The sequence below is a fragment of the Nitratidesulfovibrio sp. genome (genome assembly GCF_040373385.1).
Classification (GTDB): Bacteria; Desulfobacterota; Desulfovibrionia; order Desulfovibrionales; family Desulfovibrionaceae; genus Cupidesulfovibrio.
Window position 1 is genome coordinate 1 of the sequence record NZ_JBDXXH010000015.1, and the last position, 24,503, is coordinate 24,503.

Annotated in this window: 20 protein-coding genes and 1 tRNA gene; 13 read left to right on the top strand and 8 right to left on the bottom strand. The window is 67.5% G+C overall.

The window, feature by feature from the left end:
• Positions 1–458 precede the first annotated feature (458 nt).
• Positions 459–1,781: a tryptophan synthase subunit beta gene (gene trpB / locus ABWO17_RS16810; RefSeq protein ID WP_353120582.1), complete on the bottom strand. Its 1,323-nt coding sequence runs from the start codon at positions 1,779–1,781 to the stop codon at positions 459–461.
• Between the two features lie 540 nt (positions 1,782–2,321).
• On the opposite strand from trpB, the gene ABWO17_RS16815 reads away from it, so the two are divergent.
• The 5 genes from ABWO17_RS16815 to ABWO17_RS16835 all read left to right on the top strand — a co-directional run bounded on the left by ABWO17_RS16815 (position 2,322) and on the right by ABWO17_RS16835 (position 8,990).
• Positions 2,322–2,909: a cysteine hydrolase family protein gene (locus ABWO17_RS16815; protein ID WP_353120584.1), complete on the top strand. Its 588-nt coding sequence runs from the start codon at positions 2,322–2,324 to the stop codon at positions 2,907–2,909.
• Positions 2,910–3,272: 363 nt separating this feature from the next.
• Positions 3,273–4,325, top strand: a complete 1,053-nt coding sequence (gene mtnA, locus ABWO17_RS16820) for an S-methyl-5-thioribose-1-phosphate isomerase (protein ID WP_353120586.1) — start codon at positions 3,273–3,275, stop codon at positions 4,323–4,325.
• 237 nt (positions 4,326–4,562) lie between these two features.
• The gene (locus tag ABWO17_RS16825; RefSeq protein WP_353120588.1) at positions 4,563–5,432 is read left to right on the top strand and encodes a Crp/Fnr family transcriptional regulator; all 870 of its coding nucleotides are present in this window, start codon (positions 4,563–4,565) and stop codon (positions 5,430–5,432) included.
• A 510-nt stretch (positions 5,433–5,942) separates the two neighbouring features.
• Entirely contained in the window at positions 5,943–7,832 is a 1,890-nt protein-coding gene (gene cooS, locus ABWO17_RS16830) for an anaerobic carbon-monoxide dehydrogenase catalytic subunit (RefSeq protein WP_353120590.1), read from the top strand.
• 315 nt (positions 7,833–8,147) lie between these two features.
• Positions 8,148–8,990 carry an ATP-binding protein gene (locus ABWO17_RS16835; protein ID WP_353120592.1) on the top strand — a complete coding sequence of 281 codons (843 nt, stop codon included), beginning with the start codon at positions 8,148–8,150 and terminating at the stop codon, positions 8,988–8,990.
• 102 nt (positions 8,991–9,092) lie between these two features.
• Here ABWO17_RS16835 and ABWO17_RS16840 read toward each other — a convergent pair whose 3' ends face one another.
• The 5 genes from ABWO17_RS16840 to ABWO17_RS16860 all read right to left on the bottom strand — a co-directional run bounded on the left by ABWO17_RS16840 (position 9,093) and on the right by ABWO17_RS16860 (position 13,109).
• A complete protein-coding gene (locus ABWO17_RS16840; RefSeq protein ID WP_353120594.1) occupies positions 9,093–9,578 on the bottom strand; it encodes a DUF309 domain-containing protein in 486 nt (161 codons plus the stop codon).
• Positions 9,579–9,690: 112 nt separating this feature from the next.
• On the bottom strand, positions 9,691–10,512 hold the full coding sequence (locus ABWO17_RS16845; protein WP_353120596.1) for a TatD family hydrolase: 822 nt from the start codon (positions 10,510–10,512) through the stop codon (positions 9,691–9,693).
• 205 nt (positions 10,513–10,717) lie between these two features.
• Positions 10,718–11,842 (bottom strand): glycosyltransferase family protein, encoded by a 1,125-nt coding sequence (locus ABWO17_RS16850; protein ID WP_353120598.1) that lies wholly within the window; start codon positions 11,840–11,842, stop codon positions 10,718–10,720.
• Positions 11,843–12,181: 339 nt separating this feature from the next.
• Positions 12,182–12,679: a YchJ family protein gene (locus ABWO17_RS16855; protein WP_353120599.1), complete on the bottom strand. Its 498-nt coding sequence runs from the start codon at positions 12,677–12,679 to the stop codon at positions 12,182–12,184.
• Between the two features lie 61 nt (positions 12,680–12,740).
• A complete protein-coding gene (locus ABWO17_RS16860; RefSeq protein ID WP_353120601.1) occupies positions 12,741–13,109 on the bottom strand; it encodes a NifB/NifX family molybdenum-iron cluster-binding protein in 369 nt (122 codons plus the stop codon).
• A gap of 489 nt (positions 13,110–13,598) precedes the next feature.
• Between ABWO17_RS16860 and ABWO17_RS16865 the strand changes: the two genes are divergently transcribed.
• The 6 genes from ABWO17_RS16865 to ABWO17_RS16890 all read left to right on the top strand — a co-directional run bounded on the left by ABWO17_RS16865 (position 13,599) and on the right by ABWO17_RS16890 (position 18,706).
• The gene (locus ABWO17_RS16865) at positions 13,599–13,997 is read left to right on the top strand and encodes a PilZ domain-containing protein (RefSeq protein ID WP_353120603.1); all 399 of its coding nucleotides are present in this window, start codon (positions 13,599–13,601) and stop codon (positions 13,995–13,997) included.
• A gap of 584 nt (positions 13,998–14,581) precedes the next feature.
• Positions 14,582–15,016 (top strand): hypothetical protein, encoded by a 435-nt coding sequence (locus ABWO17_RS16870; RefSeq protein WP_353120605.1) that lies wholly within the window; start codon positions 14,582–14,584, stop codon positions 15,014–15,016.
• A 568-nt stretch (positions 15,017–15,584) separates the two neighbouring features.
• Complete coding sequence (serS, locus tag ABWO17_RS16875; protein ID WP_353120607.1) at positions 15,585–16,862, top strand: serine--tRNA ligase; 1,278 nt, start codon at positions 15,585–15,587, stop codon at positions 16,860–16,862.
• 97 nt (positions 16,863–16,959) lie between these two features.
• Positions 16,960–17,035 (top strand) — tRNA-Lys (locus ABWO17_RS16880).
• Positions 17,036–17,590: 555 nt separating this feature from the next.
• The gene (locus ABWO17_RS16885; protein ID WP_353120609.1) at positions 17,591–18,229 is read left to right on the top strand and encodes a class I SAM-dependent methyltransferase; all 639 of its coding nucleotides are present in this window, start codon (positions 17,591–17,593) and stop codon (positions 18,227–18,229) included.
• A 207-nt stretch (positions 18,230–18,436) separates the two neighbouring features.
• Complete coding sequence (locus ABWO17_RS16890; protein WP_353120611.1) at positions 18,437–18,706, top strand: hypothetical protein; 270 nt, start codon at positions 18,437–18,439, stop codon at positions 18,704–18,706.
• 173 nt (positions 18,707–18,879) lie between these two features.
• Here ABWO17_RS16890 and ABWO17_RS16895 read toward each other — a convergent pair whose 3' ends face one another.
• Both ABWO17_RS16895 and ABWO17_RS16900 read right to left on the bottom strand, forming a co-directional pair.
• Positions 18,880–21,624 carry an ABC transporter permease gene (locus ABWO17_RS16895; RefSeq protein WP_353120619.1) on the bottom strand — a complete coding sequence of 915 codons (2,745 nt, stop codon included), beginning with the start codon at positions 21,622–21,624 and terminating at the stop codon, positions 18,880–18,882.
• Positions 21,624–22,433, bottom strand: coding sequence for an ABC transporter ATP-binding protein (locus ABWO17_RS16900; RefSeq protein ID WP_502914929.1), 810 nt, complete (start codon positions 22,431–22,433; stop codon positions 21,624–21,626). Before ABWO17_RS16900 ends, ABWO17_RS16895 begins: the two co-directional genes overlap by 1 nt.
• A 154-nt stretch (positions 22,434–22,587) precedes the next feature.
• On the opposite strand from ABWO17_RS16900, the gene ABWO17_RS16905 reads away from it, so the two are divergent.
• Together ABWO17_RS16905 and ABWO17_RS16910 are read left to right on the top strand one after the other, a co-directional pair.
• Positions 22,588–23,235: an arylesterase gene (locus ABWO17_RS16905; RefSeq protein WP_353120615.1), complete on the top strand. Its 648-nt coding sequence runs from the start codon at positions 22,588–22,590 to the stop codon at positions 23,233–23,235.
• Positions 23,236–23,311: 76 nt separating this feature from the next.
• The gene (locus ABWO17_RS16910; protein WP_353120617.1) at positions 23,312–23,992 is read left to right on the top strand and encodes a thermonuclease family protein; all 681 of its coding nucleotides are present in this window, start codon (positions 23,312–23,314) and stop codon (positions 23,990–23,992) included.
• Positions 23,993–24,503: the final 511 nt, after the last annotated feature.

Here is a 24,503-nt window from a genome sequence, read left to right on the forward strand (position 1 = left end):
TTACTATCGTAAAGGCTGATTCCTTCCCGACTCGCTATTTACTTGTCAAAGAACCGCAGTCACTTGGACCGCCGGAGCCATTGCTCCGCCGTGCCGTCGACCTTGTCGCAGCGCGGACGGCCCTTTTGCCGCATCCCGCATCTGCTGTCAATACCCTTTTTCACTTTTTTTTCGTGGCCGGTCGATTTTGCCAGTGTGGCGCATCGTCCGGCAGGGCCTGCAAGGTAGAAAGAGCACTCCGCTCGGAACTCCCAATGGCGACGCGCTGTTCGCGCGCTGCCGCCGGTCGTCGTCGCGGAAGCGGGTATCTATGCGTATCGCCCGCCAAGGTCAACAACCTTTTCGCGCCCTTTCTACACTATTGCCTCAACACGCTGAATTTGCATGCATAAAAACTTGCATCCGATTGCCGGGCGAACCGTGGCCCGCCCGGCAACCGGCGATGATGCGGGCAAGGCCTACAGCGTGGGGGGGATAACCAGCCCGGCGCTGACCATCTCCTCCACCTGGGCCACGTCCTTGTCCCCCCGGCCGGACAGGTTGACCAGGATGATGGCGTCCCTGCCCATGGCGGGCGCCAGCTTCATGGCGTGGGCCAGGGCGTGCGACGATTCCAGCGCGGGGATGATGCCTTCCGTGCGCGACAGGATGAAAAAGGCGTCCAGCGCTTCGGCATCGGTCACGCTGGCGTACTCGGCGCGGCCAATATCCTTGAGGTGACTGTGTTCCGGCCCCACGCCGGGGTAGTCCAGCCCGGCGGATATGGAATACACGGCAGCCGGTTCGCCTGCCTCGTCCTTCAGCATGTAGGAATGGAACCCGTGCATCACGCCCGGCGTGCCCATGCACAGGGTGGCCGCGTGGTCGCCGTAGGTCAGGCCGCGCCCGGCAGGCTCGACGCCGATGAGCCGCACGCCCTCGTCACCAATGAAGTCCGCGAACAGGCCGATGGCGTTGGAGCCGCCGCCCACGCAGGCCACTGCGCAGTCGGGCAGGCGGCCTTCCGCCTCCAGCATCTGGGCGCGCGCCTCGCGCCCGATCACCGACTGGAAATGCCGCACGATGCGCGGGTACGGGTGCGGCCCCACGGCCGAGCCCAGCAGGTAGAAGGTGTTTTCGGCATCGCCCAGCCATGCGCCCAGGGCCTCGTCCACGGCTTCCTTCAGGGTGCGCTGGCCGCTCATGGCGGGCACCACTTCCGCGCCCATCATGCGCATGCGGAACACGTTCAGCTTCTGGCGTTCCATGTCTTCCGCGCCCATGTGGATGGTGCACTGCATGCCCATGAGCGCGGCGGTGGCGGCGGTGGCCACGCCGTGCTGACCCGCGCCCGTTTCCGCAATGACCTTCTTCTTGCCCATGCGCTTGGCCAGCAGGATCTGCCCGATGGTGTTGTTCACCTTGTGCGCGCCAAGGTGGTTCAGGTCTTCGCGCTTGAGGTAGATCTTGGCCCCGCCAAGGCGCGCGGTAAGGTTGGCGCACAGGAACAGCGGCGTCTGGCGACCGGCATAGCGGGTCAGGTAGTATTCCAGTTCGGCCAGAAAGTCCGGGTCGGCGTGGTAGCGTTCGAAGGTGGCGGCCAGTTCGTCGAGCACGGGCTTGATGTGCTCCGGCACGTACTGCCCGCCGTAGGGGCCGAACAGGCCGTCGGCAGCGGGCGGCGCGGGGAGCGTGGCCAGGCTGGCAGCGCGCGCGGCGGCGGCGCAGGCGCAGCCGCCATCGGTGGGCAGGGTGGCGCCGTAGGTGACACCGGCAGGGAACATGCGGGGGATGGTGGACATTGTCGAAGCTCCTCGTGCTGTTGCAGCAGGACTCCGGCCTGAATGCGGCGGCCAATACGCGGGGTTCGGCGGCGCGCCCGGAGTTCCGGCCGCGTGGGTTTGTCAGCGGGTGCCACAGCTTTCTGCGGCGGCATGCGCGAACCTCCACGGCCCTGTGGTCAGGGCCGCCACCACCGGTGGACCGGGTGTGCGCAACGGCGCGGCCCCGCAGGCGGCGGGGGCGCGGGCGGCAGCAGGCCCGGCGATGGGGAGGATGCGGTACGCATGCACTGCTCATGCCGTGAACCGGGTCGGCTGTCAAGAATTGTATACAGTATGCGAAAGACGAGATTCGTGCCGTCGAAACAGGACAATCCGGCGGCAAAACAGGACATCCCGGCGGGCTGGCCTGCCCTGCCCTCGCCTGCCAGGCGCGGGGGTGCTATCCATATATGGCGCGCCGGGCGTGGCGCGGCCCGTCCATGGGACTCGTCTGGGCGGCCCGTCCGCCCCTTACGCACAGTTATCCCAACCGTAACCCGACAACTTCATGGAGCCGCCATGTCGTCCGCATCCGCAATCAACCCCGCCGCAGCCCCGGCTGCATCCATCACGGCACTCGTTCTCGTCGACATCCAGCGCGACTACTTTCCCGGCGGGCGCATGGCCCTGCCCGATGCGGACAGCGCGGGCCGCCGCGCCGTAGAGATTCTGGCCCGCTGCCGCGCGGCGTCCATGCCGATCATCCATATCCGCCATGAAAGCATCCGCCCCGGCTCCACCTTTTTCCTGCCCGGCACGGAAGGGGCGGACATCCACCCGCTGGTGGCCCCGCTGCCCGGCGAGGCCGTGCTGACCAAGCACTTTCCCAACTCGTTCCGCGATACGGAGCTGCTGGACCGCCTGCGCGCAATCGGCGCCACAGACCTTATCGTGGTAGGCATGATGACCCACATGTGCATCGACACCACGGTGCGCGCGGCCTTCGACCTGGGCTTCCGCTGCCGGGTGGCGGGCGATGCCACGGCCTCGCCTGCGTTGGCGTACGGCGGCACGCAGGTGGACGCGAACACGGTGCGCGCCACCTTTCTGGCCGCCCTGAACGGGGTGTTTGCCGACGTGACCGACGCGGCGGATCTGACGGTATAGCGCCGCGCGGTTGCGGGCGTTGCGGCAGGAGCGCAGACAGGCGAGCACGGTGCGAGGGGGCGGTATCGGCGATACGGCGAAGGCACGAAGCGTCCCCATGCGTCTCGCCCGATGCGCCCGTCCGCTACGCTCCCACAACGCGCCCGCCCCGGCAGCCAAGCCCGTCCTGCCGCCACACCCTTGCCGAGTCGCCGCCGGGACGGTACACCCGACGGGGAACGGGTGCACCGCGCGGCACGCATCCGCCCCCCCCCGGCGACTGCATGACATGCCCCGCCGGGCGGCCCACACAGGCCGCCGCAGCGGGCCATCGCGCGCCTTGCCCCCCACGCCCCATCCACGTGCCCACTCCACGGAGGCCCCATGGAACACCATATCCGCTACGACGCCGCCCAGCGTGCCCTGATCCTGCTCGACCAGCGGTTGCTGCCCACCCGGCAGGAAGATTTCGTGTGCCGGACCACGGAAGACATCGTCACCGCGTTGCAGGTCATGGTGGTGCGCGGCGCCCCGGCCATCGGCGTCACCGCCGCGTGGGGCTGCGTGCTGGCCGCGTACGAGGCCGCCGAGGCGGGCGACCACTGGCACCCGGTGCTGGACGGCCTGCTGGAGCGCATCGCCAAGGCGCGGCCCACCGCCGTGAACCTGCGCTGGGCCGTGGACCGCATGCGCAAGGTATGGAAGACCGCCGGGCACGCGCCCTTCGCCACGCTGATCTCACTGTGGGAATCGGAGGCGCGGCGCATCCATCGCGACGACATCGAGATCAACCGCGCCATGGGCCGCCACGGCGCCGCGCTGATCGACGAGGGCGACACGGTGATGACCCACTGCAACGCGGGCGCGCTGGCCACCGCCGGGTACGGCACGGCGCTGGGGGTCATCCGGGGCGCGGTGGACGCCGGCAAGAAGATTTCGGTCATCGCCAATGAAACGCGGCCCTTCCTGCAAGGCGCGCGGCTGACCGCCTATGAACTGCACGAGGACCACATCCCCGTCACCGTGGCCTGCGACAACGCCTGCGGCCACCTGATGCGCAAGGGCATGGTGCAGAAGGTGGTGGTGGGGGCTGACCGCATTGCCGCCAACGGCGACGCCGCCAACAAGATCGGCACCTATTCCGTGGCCCTGCTGGCCCGCGAGCACGGCGTGCCGTTCTATGTGGCCGCGCCGCTGTCCACCATCGACAGGAACACCCCCGACGGCGATCACATTCCCATAGAAGACCGCACCCCGCGCGAGGTGACCCACGTGGGCGACACCCAGATCACCCCCGACGGGGTGCCGGTGTACAACTTTGCCTTCGACGTGACCCCCGCCGCGCTCATCGCGGGCATCGTCACCGAGGTGGGTGTGCTACGCGCCCCGTATGAGGAAAGCATCGCGGAGGCGTTCCGCAAGGCGGGGCTGGAGTAGCGCGCCCAGGCACCGGCCCCCATCCCGCATTTTTCCGCATCCCCGTGCCGTCACCGCGTGGCGAGGGCACGGGGATGCGCAGCTTCTCCACCCGCCCGCGCGCTCACGCATCCATGGCGCACAGGTGATGCGTTGCTCCGTGCACGTGGCTGTGCCATGCTTATGACCACGTTCCGCGCCTGTCTCCCGCCCCAATGCCCCACATCGCCCGGCACCGGAACGCCAGGAGCCCCCGCCATGATGATGAAGCTTTCCGACGTCGATCTGCTGGAAGCGCTGGAGCGCCCCGAAAGCGCGCCCCTGCGCGAGATGTTTTCCGTGCGCCGGGTGGCGCGCGGGCAGGGCATCTTCTGGCCCGACGAGCAGGAAGACCTGGTGCTGGTTGTGAAGTCGGGCCGGTTCCGGGTGTACCTTTCGTACGGGGGCAAGGAATTCACCTTGGCCTTTCTGGAGCGGGGCGACATCTACAGCAGCCACACCGGGGCGCACGTGCAAGCCCTGGCCGACGGCGAGGTGCTGCTGGCCGACACCCGCGCCTTCCGCCGCCGCATGACCGACCTGCCGGAGGTTTCGGCCATCATGGTGCGGGTGCTGGGGCAGATGCTGCGCTCCACCTTCTTTCTCATCGAGGGGCTGGTGTTCCGCGATAGCAACACCCGCCTGGCCTCCCTGCTGCTGGAACAGGCCGAACGGGCTCCCGCCCCCGACCCTGACGATACCGCCGACCTCGCCGAAATGGACGCTACGGACGATGCCGCCAACGCGGGCGCGGCATCAGCCCCTGACGACGCGCCCCCGCATGTCCTTGCCACCCCCTCGGCCAACGCCCCGGTCCACGCCCCGGCCAACACCCCTGCCGCAATGCGCCCCGCCCATGCCCCTGCCCGGCGCCACGCCATGCCGTCCCGATCCGTGCAACCCGGCAGCGGCCAGATCATCCGCATGGACCTGACCACGGAACAACTGGCCGGCATGGTGGGAGCCACCCGTCAGACCGTGTCCACCCTGCTCAACGACATGATCCGCTCCGGCATCCTTGAACGGGTGGGACGCGGCGCCTATCGCGTGCGCGACATGGACCGCCTGCGCGAACTGGCCAGCGCGTAGCCAGCGCCCCTTTTCGCCCCGGCCCGCCCTGCCTGCCTGCGTTCCAGCCAGCCCCCGCTGTCCGGCGCCCCTCGGGGCCGTCAGCGCCGATCGACCTCGTCGGTCGAGTTCACTGCCCCCCCTTTGCCCGACTCCCGGCCCGGTAGTCTGCCAGTTGCCCGCCTGGCTGTCCGCCTGGTCGTCCACCAATGGCGCCCCTGTCGCGCCGTCCCTTCCCCTTTCGTCAAGCCGCGCACTCTCCCCCCTTTCCTTCCGCAATACCGCTGTCTTTCCAGCGTGTTTCCGCATTCTTTCGCCCCCTCCCCTTTTTTCCGCACCTGCGTGCCTTTTGTCGGCTATCCGACATACCCCACCGCCCTGCCGCGCTACGTTCGCACCATACAGTGCCGCCCACACGCAGGAGAGGACGCGCGGGGGCGGCGGATGCGTCCGCACGCGTCGCGGGAAACGACAGCGGACGCGGTGCAACCGCAGCGGCCCCGTGCGGGGCCACCGCCCAGGGAGGGCAACATGAATTCCGAGACCCCCTACACCGAGCACACCCTGTGGGAAGACGCGCGGCAGATGCTGCGCAAGGCCGAAGCCGAAAACATTCCCACCGCGTGGGACCGCATGCGCGAGCAGACGCCCCACTGTAAGTTCTGCGAACTGGGCACCACCTGCCGCAACTGCGTCATGGGTCCCTGCCGCATAGCCAACCGCAAGGACGGCAAGATGCGCTACGGCGTGTGCGGTGCCGACGCCGACGTCATCGTGGCCCGCAACTTCGGCCGGTTCATCGCGGGCGGCGCCGCCGGGCACTCCGACCACGGCCGCGACCTGATCGAGACGCTGGAGGCCGTGGTGGAAGGCCACGCCCCCGGCTACACCATCCGCGACGAGGCCAAGCTGCGCCGCATCGCCGCCGAACTGGGCGTGGCCGACACAGACACTCGCCCCACCCTGGACGTGGCCCGCGACCTTGTGGACGTGTGCTACGCCGACTTCGGCAGCCGCCGCACCGAACTGGCCTTTCTGAAGCGCGCCCCCAAGGTCCGCCGCGAATTGTGGGAACGCCTGGGCATGACCCCGCGCGGCATTGACCGCGAAATCGCCGAAATGATGCACCGCACCCACATGGGCTGCGACAACGACCCCGCCAGCCTGCTGACCCACGCTGCGCGCACCGCGCTGGCCGATGGCTGGGGCGGATCCATGATCGGCACGGAACTGTCGGACATCCTGTTCGGCACGCCCATGCCCCGCCAGTCCACCGTGAACCTGGGCGTGCTGCGCGAAGACGCCGTGAACATCCTTGTGCACGGCCACAACCCCGTGGTGTCGGAAATGATCCTGGCCGCCGCACGCGAACCCGCCATGCAGCAGGCCGCCCGCGATGCCGGGGCCGCCGCGCTCAACGTGGCCGGGCTGTGCTGCACCGGCAACGAACTGCTGATGCGCCAGGGCATTCCCATGGCGGGCAACCACCTGATGACGGAACTGGCCATCGTGACCGGCGCGGCGGACGCCATCGTGGCCGACTACCAGTGTATCATGCCCAGCCTTGTGCGCATTGCCGCCTGCTACCACACCCGCTTCGTGACCACCTCGCCCAAGGGGCGGTTCACCGGGGCCACGCACATCGAGGTGCACCCCCACAATGCCCAGGAAAAGTGCCGCGAAATCGTGCGGCTGGCCATCGAGGCCTTCACGAAGCGCGACCCCGCGCGGGTGAGCATTCCCGTACAGCCGGTACCCATCACCACCGGGTTCTCCAACGAGGCCATCCTGGCCGCGCTGGGCGGCACCCCGGCCCCGCTGCTGGACGCCGTGAAGGCCGGGCAGATTCGCGGGTTCGTGGGCATCGTGGGCTGCAACAACCCCAAGATCAAACAGGATTCCGGCAACGTGGGCCTGGCCAAGGAACTCATCCGCCGCGACATCATGGTGCTGGCCACCGGCTGCGTGACCACGGCGGCAGGCAAGGCCGGGCTGCTCATGCCAGAGGCCGCCGACATGGCCGGGCCGGGCCTTTCCGCCGTGTGCAAGGCGCTCGGCGTGCCGCCCGTGCTGCACATGGGCAGCTGCGTGGACAACTCGCGCATCCTGCAACTGTGCGGGCTGCTGGCCGATGAACTGGGCGTGGACATCAGCGACCTGCCCGTGGGGGCGTCGTCGCCGGAATGGTATTCGGAAAAGGCGGCGGCCATCGGCCTGTACGCCGTGGCCAGCGGCATTCCCACCCACCTCGGCCTGCCGCCCAACATCCTGGGCAGCGACGTGGTGACCGGCTTGGCCGTTGACGGCCTGAACGGGTTGGTGGGCGCGGCGTTCATGGTGGAGGCCGACCCGGTGAAGGCGGCGGACCTGCTGGAAGCGCATATCGTGGAGCGGCGCCAAAAGCTGGGATTGTCCGCGTAGCACGGCACATCTACTGACAGGCGCGCACCTTGGGCATCACCCGGCGGCGCGGTCACCGGCCCGTGGCCGCGCCTTCCCGCACCGGGACGGGCCGGGGCAGGCACTTCCTGCTCCGGCCCAGCTCCGGCGCTTCGGCCCTGCCGGAGACACGCGGGCAAGAACGGCGCATGCCACCGGAGCATCTCCGCCCCCCCTTTGAACATTTTTTTGGGGGGGTGGGGAGCCGGGGCTGGGAAGGAGACCCTTTCCCGAAAGGGTCCCTTCCCCGCCCCCGGTTCTCTTTCTTCCGAAACGGACGCCACGCAGGAGGCACGCATGAAATTGGCATTTGCGGGCAAAGGCGGCGCGGGCAAGACCACGCTGGCAGCCTGGACGGCGGACTATCTGGCCCGGCACGGGCACGACGTGTGGATGATCGACGCGGACACGGCCCTGTCATTAGGAAGGGCCTCCGGTCTTGCGCGCGACGGCCTGCCGGTGCCGCTGGTGGAGCGGCACGACCTGATCATGCAGCGCATCGGCACGGGCATGATCAGCCTGACGCCCGAAGTGGGCGACCTGCCCGAGGCGCTGGCGGTGGACGTTCCCCTTGGGGGGGATGCGGCACCCGGCATTGCGCCAGGGCGCAAGCGGCTGCTGGTCATGGGGTCGGTTGCCGGGGCCGGGGGCGGCTGCGCCTGCGAGGCCAACGCCCTGCTGAAGGCGCTGCTGGCCCATCTGGTGCACGACCGGCGCGAATGGGTACTGGTGGACCTGGAGGCCGGGGTGGAACACCTTGGCCGGGGCACCGTGGCGGCAGTGGACGGCCTGGCGGTGGTCAGCGAGCCGGGGCTGCGCAGCCTGGAAACGGCGGCGGACATCGCCCGTCTGGCGCACGGCCTTGGCCTGCACCAGCAGGTGCTGGCCCTGAACCGGCTTGCCGGACCGTGCGCCGCCTGCGCCGAGGACGAGTACCTGCCCCAGCTACCCCAATTGCCCGACAGCCCGGAACTGGTCGGCCTGCCCGAAACGCGGGTGGGCGTGCCCGCCCTGCCCGGCCTTGCGGCGCGCATGCTGGACAACGCCTGCGTCACCGGCCTGCCGGAACACGCGCTGGTGGACCGGTTCATCGCGCGGCTGCTGGAAGGGTTCGGACATCCGGCGGAGGCCACGGCCTGAGCGGGCCGGAATGGGCGGTAACCAACGCGATGCCGCAGCATTTCCCGCCAAAAAAGACCAACGCCGGGCACTCTCGTGTCCGGCGTTTTCGTTGCCCGTCGCTTAAACCGTCCGCGAAACGCGCGGCAGCAGTTCCTTCCAGCGCGCCGCGTCCAGCCGCTGGCCGGGGGGCAACGCGGCCAGCACCGCGCGCAGGCGCAGGGCCTCGTCCCGCAGGACCGCCAGATCAACCCCGAACCCTGCGGGCAGGAACGGGACCAGATGTCCGGCGCCGCGTTCCAGCAGGCGCAACGCCCCGGCGCGGTTGCCGTTTTCCTCGTGCAGCAGGCCCACGGCAATTTGCAGGATGCCCTTGTACACATCGCGCTCGGGCCGGGTTTCGTCCAGCCACAGATGCTCCAGCACCTCATGACAGGTGAACCACGCCCCGGCATCGAACAGGGCCAGCGCCCGGTCGAAGCGGCGGATTTCGTCCCCCGTACGGCTATCCGGAGTATGGCCGCCCGGCATTTCGCTATCCGGCGGGCCGCCATTCGGCACGTCACGTTCCGGGAGGCGGTCACCGTCCCGTTGCGATGCATCGTCCATGGGGCCTCCCCGGCGGCGGTGCGCCGTCACGACGCTCCGGATATTCCCACTCCTGCCTACGCCATCACAGCATTCCGGACATCCCCTACCCCGGCTGCCGCCGTCGGCGGTGCTACACCCCGAAAAACCGCCGCGCGTTGTCCCCGGCCACCGTCCACAGTTCGGCCACGTCCATGCCCCGCGCCTGGGCCACGGCCTGCGCGGTGAACACCATGTACGCGGGTTCGTTGCGCTTGCCGCGATAGGGCACGGGCGACAGGTACGGGCTGTCGGTTTCCAGCACCAGCCGATCCAGCGGCAGCGCGCGCGCTGCCTCGCGCAGGGGTTCGTTGGCCGGGTAGCTGACCGGGCCGGGCAACGAGACGTGCCAGCCGTGCGCCACGATGCGCGCGGCCTGCGCCGCATCGCCCCCAAAGCAGTGCCACAGCAGCGGGTAGCCGGAAAAGCCTTCCTCCTCCAGCACCCGCAAGGTGTCGTCGAAGGCGTCGCGCGAGTGGATCACCACCGGGCGCTCCACCTCACGGGCCATGGCCAGCTGGGCGCGAAAGGCCGCGCGCTGGATGTCGGGCGGGCAGTCGTCCCAGTAGAAATCCAGGCCAATCTCGCCCACGGCGCGCAGGCGGTCGTCCTGTGCGAATGCCGCGCGCATGGCGGCAAGGGCCGCGTCGTCGCAGGCCTGCGCCTCGCAGGGGTGGATGCCGAGCAGAAAGAACACCTCGGGCCGCTGCGCGAACAGGTGGCGGTTGGCCGCCCATTTCTCCGGGCCAAGGAACACGTTGCCGAACTGCGCTACCCCGGCGGCGCGGGCGCGGTCCAATACGGCCTCGCGGTCAGCGTCGAACTCGCTGCCATCAAGGTGGGCGTGCGATTCCACGCCGGTACAGGGCAACCCCAGGCTTTCCGGCGCGGGGCGTTCCGGTTTCTTCTTGGACATGATGCGGATTCCTTATGGTGATGACGCGCGGCACCGGCCATGCGCTCTCGCCCGCACGAATGACGGACGGGCGGGCAGAAGGCTACGGCACGGACAGACGGCGCGTGGCGGCGCGAATGTTCATTGGAAGCACGGAGTAAATGCGTCCTCGTGGGGTGCCTGTCCAGTGCACAGGCACTCGTTATGGGGCTGGCGGAAGACCTGGCTAGCTGCGCGCGGCGGGAAACAATTCCCCCTTCGCCACCCGCTCCCACAGCGCCAGCACCGTTGCACGCTGGCGCTCCAGCGAACAGGCCCGCGCCGTGGCAAGTCCCGCCCGGCGCAGCGCGGCCAGTTCCGGCCCGCCCGTGGCCGCAAGACGTACGGCCCGTTCCAGGGCCAGCCCGGCGGCCACCACGTCGGCGTCGGCGGCAAAGTAGCCGTTGGGCGGCAGGTCCATGCCCCCGCCAGCCGGGTCCGCTTCGGGGCCGCCCCCCGTCCACCACGGGGTCACCCCGCCGGGCAGGGCCTGGCGCATGTAGTCCCACCCGCCAAATCCGGCAAAGCCCACCAGCAGGCAGCCGCTGGCCAGCGCCTCCAGCGGGGGCAGCGGGCAGCCTTCGGGAAACCCCGTGGCCAGAAACACCTGCGACGTGCGCAGCAGATCCGCCACTTCGGCATGGGTGCGGCCATGAATCTCGCGCCACTCCACCTCCACGGCCCGCTCCCCGCGCGAGGCGGACAGGGCCAGCCGGGCGGTCAGCAACTCGCGCACCTGCTGGGCCAGCGCGCGGTTCTTGCGCGGCATCCAAGCAATGCGCACCGGCCCCGGCGCGGGTCCGTCGGGAACGGCGCCCCCGTTCGATTGTTCCCCGCCATCCCCACCCTGCGCCCAGGCCGGGTGGAACACTTCAAGGTCGATGCCGGGGCGCAGCACCGGGGCTTCGCGCCCGGTCACCTCGCGGGTGTACCAGGCCACCGGGTCGGACACGGCCAGGAACGACACGTCAAGTTGCGGCCAGGCCACGCCCGGCGGCAACGAAGACAGCAGGTACGCCCAGTTCTGCACGTACACCACGCACCGCGCGCCCGCGCGCAGGCCAGGAGCCAGCGCGTTGACCCAGCCTTCCGGCACCAGCCACACGTCGCGCGGGGTCGGCGCGGCGACGGCCTCGTCCCAACCCATTATTGGCGCGGGCGGGCTGTCCGGATCGAGCCCGGGCGCCCCCCCTTCGCGGGGGACGAGAAACACCGGGTACCCGGCGGCATGCAGGTGCGCGGCCATGCGGTACAGCACGGCAAGGCCCCCGGTCATGCGGGGCAGCGGCGGAACGAACAGAAAGGTACGCATGGGCGATGCTCCGTGATTGGACGCAGCAAAGCAGATACCGGAGTGAAGGGCAAGGGGGAGTGACCGGGCGGGGCTGTGCCAGACTGGACGGACGGGGCGGACGGGGCGGACCGGACGGACTGGGCGGACCGGACGGACGGGGCGGACCGGGCGGTGCAAACCATAACGGACAAGACGGGGCCACGGATGGGACTGGCGGAACGGGCCGCGCGAGCCGATACCATCGAGCACTTGGCCGGATGTCTTCAGGCACGCGCGCCATACCTCCCCGCCCCAGAAAAAAACGCCGGGGACGGAAGGCCTTCCTCCATCCCCGGCGCAAAATCAGGCAGCGTCAGTCTACTTGCCGCAGCACTTCTTGAACTTCTTGCCGCTGCCACAGGTACAGGGCTCGTTGCGGCCCACCTTGGGGGCCTCGCGGCGGAACGGCTCCTGCCCGTGCACCAGGCCATCGGCGTAGTACCACACGCCGTCCTCGCACCGGAAAAAGCTGTCCTCGCGCAGTTCCTGCGGCACGCCGCCCAGCACATAGTGGGCCACGAACGAAACCTCGCCGGTCTCGTCGCCGGGCTGGCCGCCCTTCACGGAAAGCACTTCCAGCCCCTTCCAGTCCACGGCTTCGGACCAGGCGCGCATCTCGTCGATGCTGACTTCCTCGCGCATGGCAGGGTGGGTGGAGGTGTCCAGGTAGTCGAAGGCGTGCAGGCAGTGGGCGGAATAGCGCGAGCGCATCAGCGCTTCTGCCGTGGGCGCGGGCTTTTCGCCGCGCACGTAGGGGCCGCAGCAGGCGTCCAGCGCAAGGCCGGAGCCGCAGGGGCAAAGCGTGGTCTCGGACATGTGGGTCGATCCTTCGGCCCGCCGCCCGACGCTTCGCCCCGCGAAGCCCGTCGGCGTACCGCTAGTGGTTACCGCAGCCGTGATGGCCGTGGGATGTACACAGTTCCTGCCGGTCGGTCAGGTGACCGTCCAGCCAGCTCCGGGCGGCGTCATGAACCGGGCCGGATGCCCCGCGCACCACGTCGATGCCGTGGCGGCGCAGCGTCATCACGGCGCCTTCGCCCATGTTGCCGCCCACCAGAACGCTGACGCCAAGGTCCACCAGGACGGGCACGATGTTCGACTTGCACCCGCAGCCGGGGGGCGGCGTCAGGCGCTCTTCTTTCACAATGTTGCGGGTCTCGTCCACCGTCAGCAGGGTATAATACTCGCAGTGGCCGAAATGTTCGTCAATGATGCCGTCTCGCGAGGGCAGGGCGATTTTGAGCATGGGCAATCCTCCGTAACGAATATGCGTTCCGCCCCTGATAATCCTTTGCCCCGGAAAGTCAATGACCACTTACTTCATCCGGCTCGGGCGGGCACGGCAAGTCCGCGCCGCACGTCACAAACGCCCTTGCCGCCATGTCGCCACATGGCCGTCACGCGGTGGGCACCCCGGCACGACACCGTGGCGGGCGTGGCACCGGCCAGGCAGACACCGACACGAGGTCATTGCCCCGTGCCCTTGCGCACACCCGGCAGAAGCCGCCATGGTCCTGCGCCACACGGACTTGCCGCCCGATCGCGTCATTCTGTCCGGCCCGATGCGCCGCAGGGTGGCGCGGCACCACCGCGTGTGATACCCTTGCTGCATGGCTCGGGCCGGAGGCCCGCAGGAGCATCGCCGGGTGGCGCACCGCGCCCTTACAGGCAGGGCGACGGCAGGAAACGCGCCCCCCCGGCCTCATTCCCACCCCCGCCAGGAGACTTCGGGACCATGACAGACTCCACCACCGATCGGCGCAAGTTTAGCCGCCTTCCCAAGCCCTTTCGCGTCGAGGCCAGCGAAATCCGCTTCCCCCCGTCCAGCCAGGCCCGTTTTGAAACCCAGTGCTGCGACATCAGCGCCGGCGGGCTCAGCGTGCACAGCCCCCGTACCTTCGAGCCGGGCACCAAGTTGCAGGTGCGCGTGCACATCCCCACGCTGAACAAGTATTCGCCGGGGTTCTTCAAGGTCTACGAGAACGACGCCGACCAGTACCTGCAAGCCATCGCCGAGGTGATCCGGGTGGAGCATTCCGCCGGGGGCTACCTGCTGGGGCTGAAGTATGTGGATGTGGACGAGGATGCCGCGCGCGCCGTGGCCAACATGGTCAACAAGGCCGTGCAGGGCTGACACCCGCATTGCAGGGCCCGGTGGCCGCCGAACACCCGGCGCCACAACGCAGAACGGCTTGCGGACCGCCCGCAAGCCGTTCTGGAGGAAAAGCTGTCTGCAAAAGAAAGGAAGGTACTGGGGACATAGCAACCCGCGTGCCAACACCGCCTTTACTGGCGGTGTTTTATTTTATCCTGCCAACTCGCACCATTGCAGCATCACAGCCCCAATGCGCGCGACAAGGCGGCAACCCCTGCCGTATAAAAAATTGAACCCTACCTGCGCGGCAGCATATAAACTGTTCGCTCAGACATTTTTTCCAACCTCCCCGCTCCAATCCGCCGCATCCGGGCACCTCACCCCGGACTTGCTCATAATTCCTTATTTCACAAGGCATTGGGCGTTCACTCACCCAACCCCGGCAAGGCCGTTTGGGCCGAATTCAAAAAATTCTACCCCCACCACGGCGTGTTGAGCCTTCACTCTCACCATTGACATGAGCCATCTCAACTCCCATAGTGTAGATAATGATTGACAGCGCAACCATGTAGGCTGTTCAATCAAACAGCGCCCGGAACCATCCGGGACGGATACACTCTCTGATGGAGGTTTCACAAATGCCCGCCCGTCATTCCAGCATTCCCGTGACGCGGCAGGACATCCAGCCTCGCAAGGACAGCGAGGCGGCCCTGTTCCGCAACCGGCTGAAGAAGATCGGCCGCATCCAGGACACCCGCACCCGCGCCCACCGCATCCTGCTGGCGCTGGGTTACGTCATCGCGCTTACCCCGCGCGGCGTGCCCGCGTTCACCCGTGCGCTGGTCCGCAAGGGTGCCAACGTGGTGGTGTGGCTTACCGACGAATCGCGCGATGGCCTGCCCTCTTCGCTGCGCAGCCCCGCATGGGCGGGTTTCTACGCGCGCGACGACAGCGACGAGATGGTCTACGACGAGGACTATTCCACCCTCATCGACTACCTGCGCGAACTGCATCCCGAGCAGATGCGCGTCGCCCCCGAGGTCATGTCCGACAACTGATCGGCGGACGCCCCCGCGCGCACGCCGGTCACACGTCCGGCAAAGGGCCTCCGGCCCGGCGCACGGGGACAGCCTGACGGCAGGGTCTCGCCGCCCTCCGTCGGGTTGGCCCGGATGGCACTGCCCCGAAAGGCTGCCATGTACGGAAAGAGCCGCACGGTCCCGCTCTTTCCGGCCACCGGTGGGGATACCCTGCACATCCGTCTTTCGCCCCCTGACGGCAGCCACACCCCCCATCGGCCCGCGCCATATCCGGCCCCGATCCGGTCCGGTCCGATTCGATCCGGTCCGATTCGATCCGGTCCGGCCCAATCGATCCCGTCCTGTCCTCACCCGCCAGATCAGCCCCGACGCATATTCCGTTTTCGCCTGCGTAGCGCCCAGGTGAGTCGGCGCGCTGTTGCTGCATCTGCCGATCACCGCATCGCCCCGTCATTCGCCATCCCGCGCTGCTTCCGCCCCATGCCGCCTTGCGGCATGGCCGGCACAGGCGCACGGCGGGCGTGTTGACGCCCCTCGCGCGATGCGGGTATCCTCCGGCGTCTTTTTCCACAAGGAGTACCCCCGCATGCTCGATCTCAAGCTGCTGCAACGCAGCCCCGAAGTGGTGGCCAAGGCCCTGGCCGACCGGGGCTCGTCGCTCGACATGGCCGAATTCACCGCCCTGGATGAACGCCGCCGCGCCCTGCTGGCCGAGGTGGAAGCCCTGAAGGGCGAACGCAACAAGGCCTCGGGCGAAGTGGCCCGCATGAAGCGCGCGGGCGAGGACGCAGCCCCGCTGCTGGAACGCCTGTCCGGGCTGTCCGACCGCATCAAGGACCTGGACCGCGAAACCGAAGAGGTGAAGGCCGCCGTCAACGACTGGCTGCTGGCCGTGCCCAATATACCCGACGCCTCCGTGCCCTTTGGCCGCAGCGAGGCCGACAACCCCGAGGTGCTGCGCTGGGGTACCCCCCGCGCCTTCACCTTTGCCCCCAAGGAACACTGGGAGATCGGCACCGCCCTTGGCGGGCTGGACTTCGAGCGTGCGGGCAAGCTGGCGGGCAGCCGCTTTGCCGTGTACCGCACCTGGGCGGCCCGCATGGAACGCGCCCTGGCCAACTTCTTTCTGGATACGCACATCACCGAGCACGGCTACACGGAAATCATCCCGCCGTTCATGGTCAACCGCAAGACCATGACCGGCACCGGCCAGTTGCCCAAGTTCGAGGAAGACCTGTTCAAGCTCGAAGGGTGGGATTACTTTCTGATTCCCACGGCAGAAGTGCCGCTGACCAACCTGCACGCGGACGAAATGCTGGAAGAGGCCCAACTGCCCATGGGCTACGCGGCCATGACCCCGTGCTTCCGCTCCGAGGCGGGCAGCTACGGCAAGGACACGCGCGGCCTGATCCGCCAACACCAGTTCACCAAGGTGGAGATGGTGCGCTTTGCCCATCCGGAACGTTCGTTCGACGAACTGGAAAAGATGCGCGGCCACGCCGAGGTACTGTTGCAGCGCCTGGGCCTGCCCTACCGGGTGATTACCCTGTGCACGGGCGACATGGGCTTCTCGTCGGCCAAGACCTACGACATCGAGGTCTGGCTGCCCGGCCAGAACGCCTACCGCGAGATTTCGTCGTGTTCCAACTGCGGCGACTTCCAGGCGCGCCGCGCGGGCATCCGCTTCCGCCCGGCGGGCGGCGGCAAGCCCGAATTCGCGCACACCCTGAATGGTTCCGGCCTCGCCGTTGGCCGCGCCCTGGTGGCGGTCATCGAAAACTACCAGCAGGAAGACGGATCGATAGTCATTCCCGAAGTGCTGCGCCCCTACATGGGCGGCATGGAGCGGGTGACGGCGGAATAGCCGAGGAGCCCTGACGGCCCCCTGCGGCCCTTGCGAAACAGGCGTTGCGGCATTCTTGACGCCGAACGCAACCCAGCGTATAAGACCTCTCCCTTTCGGGTCGTTAACTCAGTCGGTAGAGTATCTGCCTTTTAAGCAGAGAGTCGCAGGTTCGAGCCCCGCACGACCCACCATGAAGATGAAGGCCCCACGGACATGTCCGTGGGGCCTTTCCATTTTTACCCCATCGGACGCCTCGCTTCCTGCTCTGCGTGGTGCCCGATGCCGCGGCATCCGCTACTCGTTCCGCAAATACGGCGCGGGCTTTTCCTTCAGGCGCGTGCCGTGCCCGCCAGCCCGAACACCAGCGCAAAGGCCACACACGCGGCCACCGTGCCCGCCACCTCTCCGGGGTACACGGCAAAGGGCAGCTTCAGCAGGCCCCGCACTGCAGATCATCATGCACCGGAAAGCTCGCTTTACAAGGAGTGGGCACGATATTATCAAAGCCTATCCTCGCCAAGCGACAACCCTGACATGACAGGGCCGCAACAAGGCTGTATCATGAACGGCAAATACCCCCATGAGGTTTGCCAGAACGAATATCGCCAAACGAGCAAAAGGCCTTTTCGCAAGAGCACCTTCAAAGCACTCGGGGCACAACACAATACCTTGGCGCATTACGCAAACAACATGCATGACCAATGAAAAGCTGCCTGAAAATCTCCCCTTGATATGGAGTAAGTACATTGCAATCTGAAAAATTTTACTCAAAAATATACGACGACCCCTCGTATTGCGGCGGCCATGACCAATTCAAAGAGAACATCATTAAAAAATTGCTCTCAAAGCACAGCTCAAACTTTAAAAATCATCTTGATATCGGGGCAAGCAGAGGACGGTTTCTAGCAACCATCGCAGCCGAGAACCGCTACGCCTTTGAAATGGCGGATTCACCACGCGAAGACTTGCTGAAAGAAAATGTCCACATCATTGGTCGCAACATTGAAACTGAGGAGATTGAACAGCGCCAATACGACCTGATATCGGCACTTGATGTCATTGAGCACCTCTTTGACCCTCTCTCAGCCTGCATCAAGGCCAGAGGAGCGCTTTCAAAGGGGGGAATCTTTATCGTCAGCGTCCCCAATGACCTCCTCAATTTAAAAACACTTCTCCCGATGCTTTTGGGGAAAAAAGACGGAGCGGTGTTTCAATTTTCCAACAATGGCCACATTCGCTTTTTCTCTTCAACAAGCCTATTCAACATCCTCAAAATGGCCGGCTTCGACTCTATCGAGATACACTGCTATGGGAAACACAATTTTCTCAATGCATTCCTTAAAGACTTCACCGCATATGGCTTCATAGGAATCGGGAAAGTGTAGACACTGCGCTTAGGAAACAAGACTTTCCCGCAGTGCTGCGTACAAAATTTCCTTTCTCTTTTCTGCTAAGACTACCCAAGCCTTCCGTGCCCCCGGGCTTGTGCTGCATAATTCGGTATTTTTCTCGACGCAAAGCCACCGAAAGCAGCCATCCACTCCTCTGCATTTCGTCCAATGACTTGTGCCTCCTCATGCGGCTGATTGCTGATGCTTGTCGAGTACGGTGCTCACAACATTGCGGCATTGCGGGCATCTGGCTGGGGCGGCCAATGCTCAATGCCTTTCGGTTGCAGGAACACTTTGCAAGGACGCCTGCCGGGCTGCCCGCAGAATTCCCGCCCATTGACCAATGGCATCGCAACGCTGGTGCGTGTCGTATTCTTCAAAAAAGGGCCGCTCGATCTCGTTGAGCACGCGCCCCGCCGCATCTGGCTGCTTGCTGGTGTACAACCTGCCAAAGGCATTGCGGCGGGGTAGCCGAGAATTGACTGTGAGTTGATTGCCCCGCGCTCTCCAGCGCATCCCCCGAAAACGTAACCACACTCTTTGTCGTGCCTCCGGTCAAGCCAGCATGACCATGCTCCCTTGGAAGGCCAACGACCTGTCAATGGCGAACTCCCTGCACTTTTCACAAAAACACCCACCCCACCCTACTCGTTCCGCAGATACGGCGCGGGTTTTTCCTTCAGGGCGCGCGCCGTGCCTGCCAGCCCGAACACCAGCGCAAAGGCCACGCAGGCGGCCACCGTGCCCGCCACCACGCCAGGGTACACGGCAAAGGGCAGCTTCAGCAGGCCGCGCACGGCGGCCCACGCGGCCAGGGTGCCCGTGCCCGCGCTGAACAGCCCGGTGACCAGCCCCGTGATCAGGAATTCGGTGACCAGCGCCAGCAATATGTCGCGCCGGGTAGCCCCGCACACCTTGTAGATGACCGCGTCGTAGATGCGCCGCTGCCGGTCGGCCAGAATGGCACCGGCCACCACCAGCAGCCCCGTGGCCAGCATCACCCCGGCCATGGCCCGGAACAGCACACCCATGCGTTCCATGAGCTCGCGTACCTCGGCCAGCAACTCGCGCATGCTGATGGCCGTGACGTTGGGGTGCGCCGCCGTCACCGTGCGGTACAGCCCGTCCATGCCCGCGCCCATGCCATAGGCCGTCACCACCCACGTGGCCGGGGCACGGTCCAGCAGGCCGGGCGCGAACAGCACGGCGAACTGCAACTGAAAGGTCATCCAGTCCACCTTGCGCACGTTGGCGATGGTGGCCGTCACCTCGCGCCCCAGGATGTTGAAGGTCAGGCTGTCGCCCACGGTCACGCCGAAGCCGCGCGCCAGGTCATCCGACAGCGAGATGATCGGCGGCCCGCTGTAGCCGGGCGGCCACCATGCGCCCGCCGTCAGTTCCGTGTCCGGCGGGGGCGTGGCCGCATGGCTCAGGCCCCGGTCGCCGCGCACGGCCCACTGGGCGTCCGGCGCCACGGCCACGTCCTGCACCGGCACCCCCTTGATGCGCACGATGCGCCCGCGCACCATGGGGGCGTTGTCGATGCGCGTGACGCCCGCCATGCCGCCGGACGCGTTGCCCAGCGCCTCGAATTCCGCCACCTGGTCGGGCAGCACGTTGATGAAGAAGAATGCCGGGGCATCGCGCGACAAGTCGCGGGCCAGGGATGCGCTAAGGTTGCGCTCCACCTGGGCAATGCCCACCAGCGCGGTAAGGCCCAGCCCCAGCGCAAAGACCATGTTCACCGTGGGCGCGCCGGGCCGGTGGATGGACGCCAGCCCCAGCCGCACGCTGGGATTGCCCGCACGGGGCGCGCGGCGCGTTCCGGCCCGCAGACCCCACGCCACCACGCGGAACACCGCGAAGCACCCCGCGCACCCGGCCATGAAGCCGAAGGCCAACCGCGCATCGGGCGTGAACAGCCATACCAACCCGGCCAGCACGGCAAATCCCAGCCCCACCAGCACCCGGCCCACCCCCGACAGCCCGTTGCCGCCGCCCGCCACATAGCCCCGGAACAGGGTGGCCGGGCGCACCGCCCCGGCCAGCAGCAGGGGCCGCAGCGAAAAGGCCAGCAGGATGGCCAGCCCCAGCAGGGCCGCGCGCAGCAGCGGCGCGGCGTGGATGGACGCATCCAGTTGCACGGGAATGAGCTGGCCGGTCAGCCCGGCGGCCAGGGGCGGTACCGCCGCGCCAAGGGCGCACCCGGCCACGATGCCCGCGCCGCCGATGAGCAGTATCTGGAACAGGTAGGTCCACAGTACCGTGGCCACGCCGCCGCCCACGCATTTGAGCGTGGCGATGGAGGCCATGCGGCTGGCAAGGTAGCCGCGCACCGCCTCGGCTATGCCGAGTCCGCCCACCAGCAGCGCGGCAATGCCGATCAGCATCAGGTCGGTATCCACCCGGTCCAGCAGGTTGCGGATGCGCGGCACGGCGCGGCTGTACGATTCCACGCGCCACCCGGCATCGGGAAAGGCGGTGCGTGCGGCCTCGACGAAGGCCGCCACTGTGGCCTCGTCTGCGGAGCGGAGAGATGCGGGGGCTGGAGATGCTTCGGCTGGAGAGAATGCAGGTGACCCGGCTGCGCCCGTGGCCGACGGTGCGCCAGCCCCCGTGGCGGCTCCCTCTCCACCCGGCGCAGCCACCCGCGCCGCCTCGCCGGGCCCGGGCAGGCGTATCCGCGCGCCGCTTTGCAGCAGGGTGCCGGGCACCAGCAGGCCGGTACGGTCCAGCCCTGTCAACGACATGAGCACGCGCGGCCCGTAGGTGATGCCCTGCACCACCCGGTCCGGCTCGCCCAGCAGGGCGGCTGCGATGCGGAAGCGTTGCGTGCCCACCGTGATCACGTCCCCCACCCGCACGCCGAAGCGCTCCAGCAGCAGCGGGTCCACCACCACTCCGGGCAGGGTGGGAGCGTCACCAGACAAGCCGTTACCCGCCGGGCCGCCAGCCGCCGGGCCGTCGCGCAGCGCATCGGCCAGCGGCTGGGGCGGGTCCAGGGTCACCGCGCCATACAGGGGGTAGGCCGCGTCCACGCCTTTCAGCGCCACCATGGCGGCGTCCTCTCCACTGGGGCCACCGGGTGTGGCCAAGCGGGCCATGCCGCGCAGCGAAACCACCTGACTCACCGTACCGCGCGCGGACAGCCAGGCCAGTTCCTCGTCCGAGGGCTGCTGGGTGGCGAATTCCACCGACGCGTCGCCGCCCAGCAACGCCCGCGCGTCACGCGCCAGCCCCGCCCGCACCGCCTCGGAAATGGACCCCACGGCGGCAATGGCGAACACCCCAAGGAACATGCAGCCCAGAAACACCGTCAGCCGCCGCTGCCCGGAACGCAGTTCGCGCAGGGCCAGCCGAAAGGCCAGGCCAAGGTCGCGCGCGGTCATCACGCGCGCCCCGCATTGTTGGGGGTGGAGGCTGACGCACCGCCTGCCGCGCCGTCTGGCGCACTGCCCTCACCGCCGTTCAACTCCGTGCCCTGCCCTGCATCGCGAATGGACACGGCGGCAACCGCGCTCTCCCCGCCCTCGTACAGCCTGCCGTCTTCCATGCGCACCTGCCGACCGCACTGGGCGGCCAGTTCGCGGTCATGGGTGATCAGCACCAGCGTGGTTGAGTGCTCCTCGCGCAGGCGGAACAGATGTTCGATGACCCGGCGGCCCGTTTCGGTATCCAGGTTGCCGGTAGGTTCGTCAGCCAGGATCACGCGCGGGGCAGAGGCAAAGGCCCGCGCCAGGGCCACCCGCTGCTGTTCCCCGCCGGAAAGCTCCGCCGGGTAGTGCAGGGCGCGGCCCTCCAGCCCCACGGCGGCCAGTGCGGCCATGGCACGTTCGCGCGCATCTGCGGCATGGGAGAATTCCAGCGGCAGGGCGGCGTTTTCCAGCGCGGTCATGGTGGGCACCAGATGGAACGACTGGAACACGATGCCCAGATGCGCCCGCCGGAACCGGGCCAGGGCATCCTCGTCCATGTCGCCAAGGTCGTGTCCGGCCACGCGCACCGTGCCGCCGGTGGGGCGTTCCAGCCCGGCCATGATCATCAGGGTGGTGGTCTTGCCCGAGCCGGACGGCCCCACGATGGACACGGTTTCACCGGCATTGACGGAAAGGTTCACGCCCCGCAGGATGTTGACCTGGCCGGAACCGCCCACTAGGTTGAGATATATACCGGAGAGTCCAATGATCGGATCTGTCACGCGAATCACCTTTGGCGGCTGGGGTAGATGCCGGGGGATGGCCCCGGCGGAACGGCTGATATCACAGCGTGGTCGGCGTCCGGCGTTGTGCCCGTCGATATGCCGCTTATGTCAGGCAATGTGCCGGAAGCTGCACCGTACGGCGGCGCCGTGCGTGCTCGCGGCCTTCACGGCCCTTGCGCTGGCACTGCTGCCGCCCACCACGGCATGGGCCGCGAGTGGCGGTGGCAACTCTTCCATACCCCATATCCTCGTGCTGGGCGACAGTTTGGTGGCGGGATACGGCCTGGGGCCGGACGAGGCCTTCCCCGAGCGGCTCGGCGCCGCGCTGCACGCCAAGGGGCGACCGGTGCGCATCACCAATGCCGGGGTGTCCGGCGACACCTCCGCCGGGGGCCTTGCGCGGGTCGAATGGTCGCTGAGCGACAAGCCGGACCTGCTGATCCTGGAACTGGGCGCCAACGATGGCCTGCGCGGCCTGCCGGTGGACGCCCTGCGCCGCAACCTGGCCGCAATCATCGAAATCTGCCGCAAGAATGGCGTCCGCGTGCTGCTGGCTGGCATGCGCGCCCCCATGAACATGGGGGCCGATTACGCCCGGCGTTTCGATGCGGTGTACCCGGAACTGGCCAGGCAATACGGCCTGACGCTGTATCCCTTCTTTCTGGACGGGGTGGCGTTGGACCGTGCGCTGAACCTGCCCGACGGCATGCACCCCAATCCCAGGGGGGTGCAGGTCATCGTGGAACGCATGCTGCCGGTGGTAGAGCGCGAACTGGACGCACTGAAGGCTGGGAATTGAGCCCGTGCGCACACCGCCTGACCCGCAGCATGGCGGCAACCAGCCCACACGCCTGCCAGTACAGTCCAGGGGCCCCATGCCGCGCCGCAGACCACGGCGGTTCATTTCGCGCTCTACCTCGTTGATTGGCCTGCTGCTGGTCATTGCCTTGACCTCGCTGACCAAGTTGCAACCGTGGCAGGGGCTGGTCGTTGGCGTACCCGACGGGGATACCATCGTTGTGTGCGATGAGCGGGGCCGCGATGTTCGGGTGCGCCTGTACGGCATCGACGCGCCCGAACTGCATCAGCGTGGGGGCGAACAGGCGCGTGCGTTGCTGCTGCGCAAGGTCATGGACCACAAGGTGTACCTTGTAACCATCGACCGCGACGGCTATGGCCGCGATGTGGCCCACGTGCGCACTGCGCCTTTCCCATGGCTGCCCGGCGAGCAGGCGGCCACAACGGCGGCAGGCCGGGCCAAGACCAACGCGGCAACCCTCAACGTCGGCCCATCACCCGGCGAGGCATCGCGGCACCAGCCCGGCTCCGCTTCGGTGCAGGGACAGGTCCACCCCGCTGGCGGCGACCTCAGCAACGACGTGAACGGCGACATGCTGCGCGCCGGACAGGCCTGGTTCTACGGCGAATACTGCCGCCTGCCCTACCCCTGCCTTGCCTGGTACTACGCGGCGGACAAGGCCCGCGAAACCAACATCGGCCTGTGGAAGTCCCGCAACCCTACCCCGCCGTGGGAATGGCGCCGGATGAACCGATAGGCTGCCGAGTGGCAGTGCGCTCCCCATCCGGGCACTGCGGCACTGCGGCACTGCGCCCCTGTTCAACATCCGCATCCGTCATCCCTTCTCCTTGCGCTGTCACTCCAGCATTCACTGCCCGCGCCCTTCTCCTGCCAGGTGACGGTTACGCCGCTTCCCTTGCCGATACGCCGTGCCGGGCTTGCGACGCGGCTGCTTGCTGGCGACAACAGGCGATAATGGGGCGACAACGGGACGACAGGCATAAGCCCCGCCGCAGGCACGGGTGTGCGCGTTTGCCGCGCGCACTGCGGCAGCCATCAGGCAAGCAGAGGGTATGAGTCGCGGATCCTGCGCGCCGCTACAGAGGCGTGCAGGATGGACGCAGGAAGGAAACGGCTGGCAAGGCGCAAGACGAGTGAAAGCATGGTCAAGCCCCCCGGCCCATCCGTCCCCCATCCCCGCCCCGCTCCCAGTCGCTTCCATGGTGCCGAACGCAGGAAGGCCCCGGTGATTGCTCACCGGGGCCTTC

Coding starts and splice junctions, on each gene's coding strand:
- trpB (WP_353120582.1), bottom strand. CDS start 1,781: ATGTCCACCATCCCCCGCATGTTCCCTGCCGGTGTCACCTACGGCGCC.
- ABWO17_RS16815 (WP_353120584.1), top strand. CDS start 2,322: ATGTCGTCCGCATCCGCAATCAACCCCGCCGCAGCCCCGGCTGCATCC.
- mtnA (WP_353120586.1), top strand. CDS start 3,273: ATGGAACACCATATCCGCTACGACGCCGCCCAGCGTGCCCTGATCCTG.
- ABWO17_RS16825 (WP_353120588.1), top strand. CDS start 4,563: ATGATGATGAAGCTTTCCGACGTCGATCTGCTGGAAGCGCTGGAGCGC.
- cooS (WP_353120590.1), top strand. CDS start 5,943: ATGAATTCCGAGACCCCCTACACCGAGCACACCCTGTGGGAAGACGCG.
- ABWO17_RS16835 (WP_353120592.1), top strand. CDS start 8,148: ATGAAATTGGCATTTGCGGGCAAAGGCGGCGCGGGCAAGACCACGCTG.
- ABWO17_RS16840 (WP_353120594.1), bottom strand. CDS start 9,578: ATGGACGATGCATCGCAACGGGACGGTGACCGCCTCCCGGAACGTGAC.
- ABWO17_RS16845 (WP_353120596.1), bottom strand. CDS start 10,512: ATGTCCAAGAAGAAACCGGAACGCCCCGCGCCGGAAAGCCTGGGGTTG.
- ABWO17_RS16850 (WP_353120598.1), bottom strand. CDS start 11,842: ATGCGTACCTTTCTGTTCGTTCCGCCGCTGCCCCGCATGACCGGGGGC.
- ABWO17_RS16855 (WP_353120599.1), bottom strand. CDS start 12,679: ATGTCCGAGACCACGCTTTGCCCCTGCGGCTCCGGCCTTGCGCTGGAC.
- ABWO17_RS16860 (WP_353120601.1), bottom strand. CDS start 13,109: ATGCTCAAAATCGCCCTGCCCTCGCGAGACGGCATCATTGACGAACAT.
- ABWO17_RS16865 (WP_353120603.1), top strand. CDS start 13,599: ATGACAGACTCCACCACCGATCGGCGCAAGTTTAGCCGCCTTCCCAAG.
- ABWO17_RS16870 (WP_353120605.1), top strand. CDS start 14,582: ATGGAGGTTTCACAAATGCCCGCCCGTCATTCCAGCATTCCCGTGACG.
- serS (WP_353120607.1), top strand. CDS start 15,585: ATGCTCGATCTCAAGCTGCTGCAACGCAGCCCCGAAGTGGTGGCCAAG.
- ABWO17_RS16890 (WP_353120611.1), top strand. CDS start 18,437: ATGCTTGTCGAGTACGGTGCTCACAACATTGCGGCATTGCGGGCATCT.
- ABWO17_RS16895 (WP_353120619.1), bottom strand. CDS start 21,624: ATGACCGCGCGCGACCTTGGCCTGGCCTTTCGGCTGGCCCTGCGCGAA.
- ABWO17_RS16910 (WP_353120617.1), top strand. CDS start 23,312: ATGCCGCGCCGCAGACCACGGCGGTTCATTTCGCGCTCTACCTCGTTG.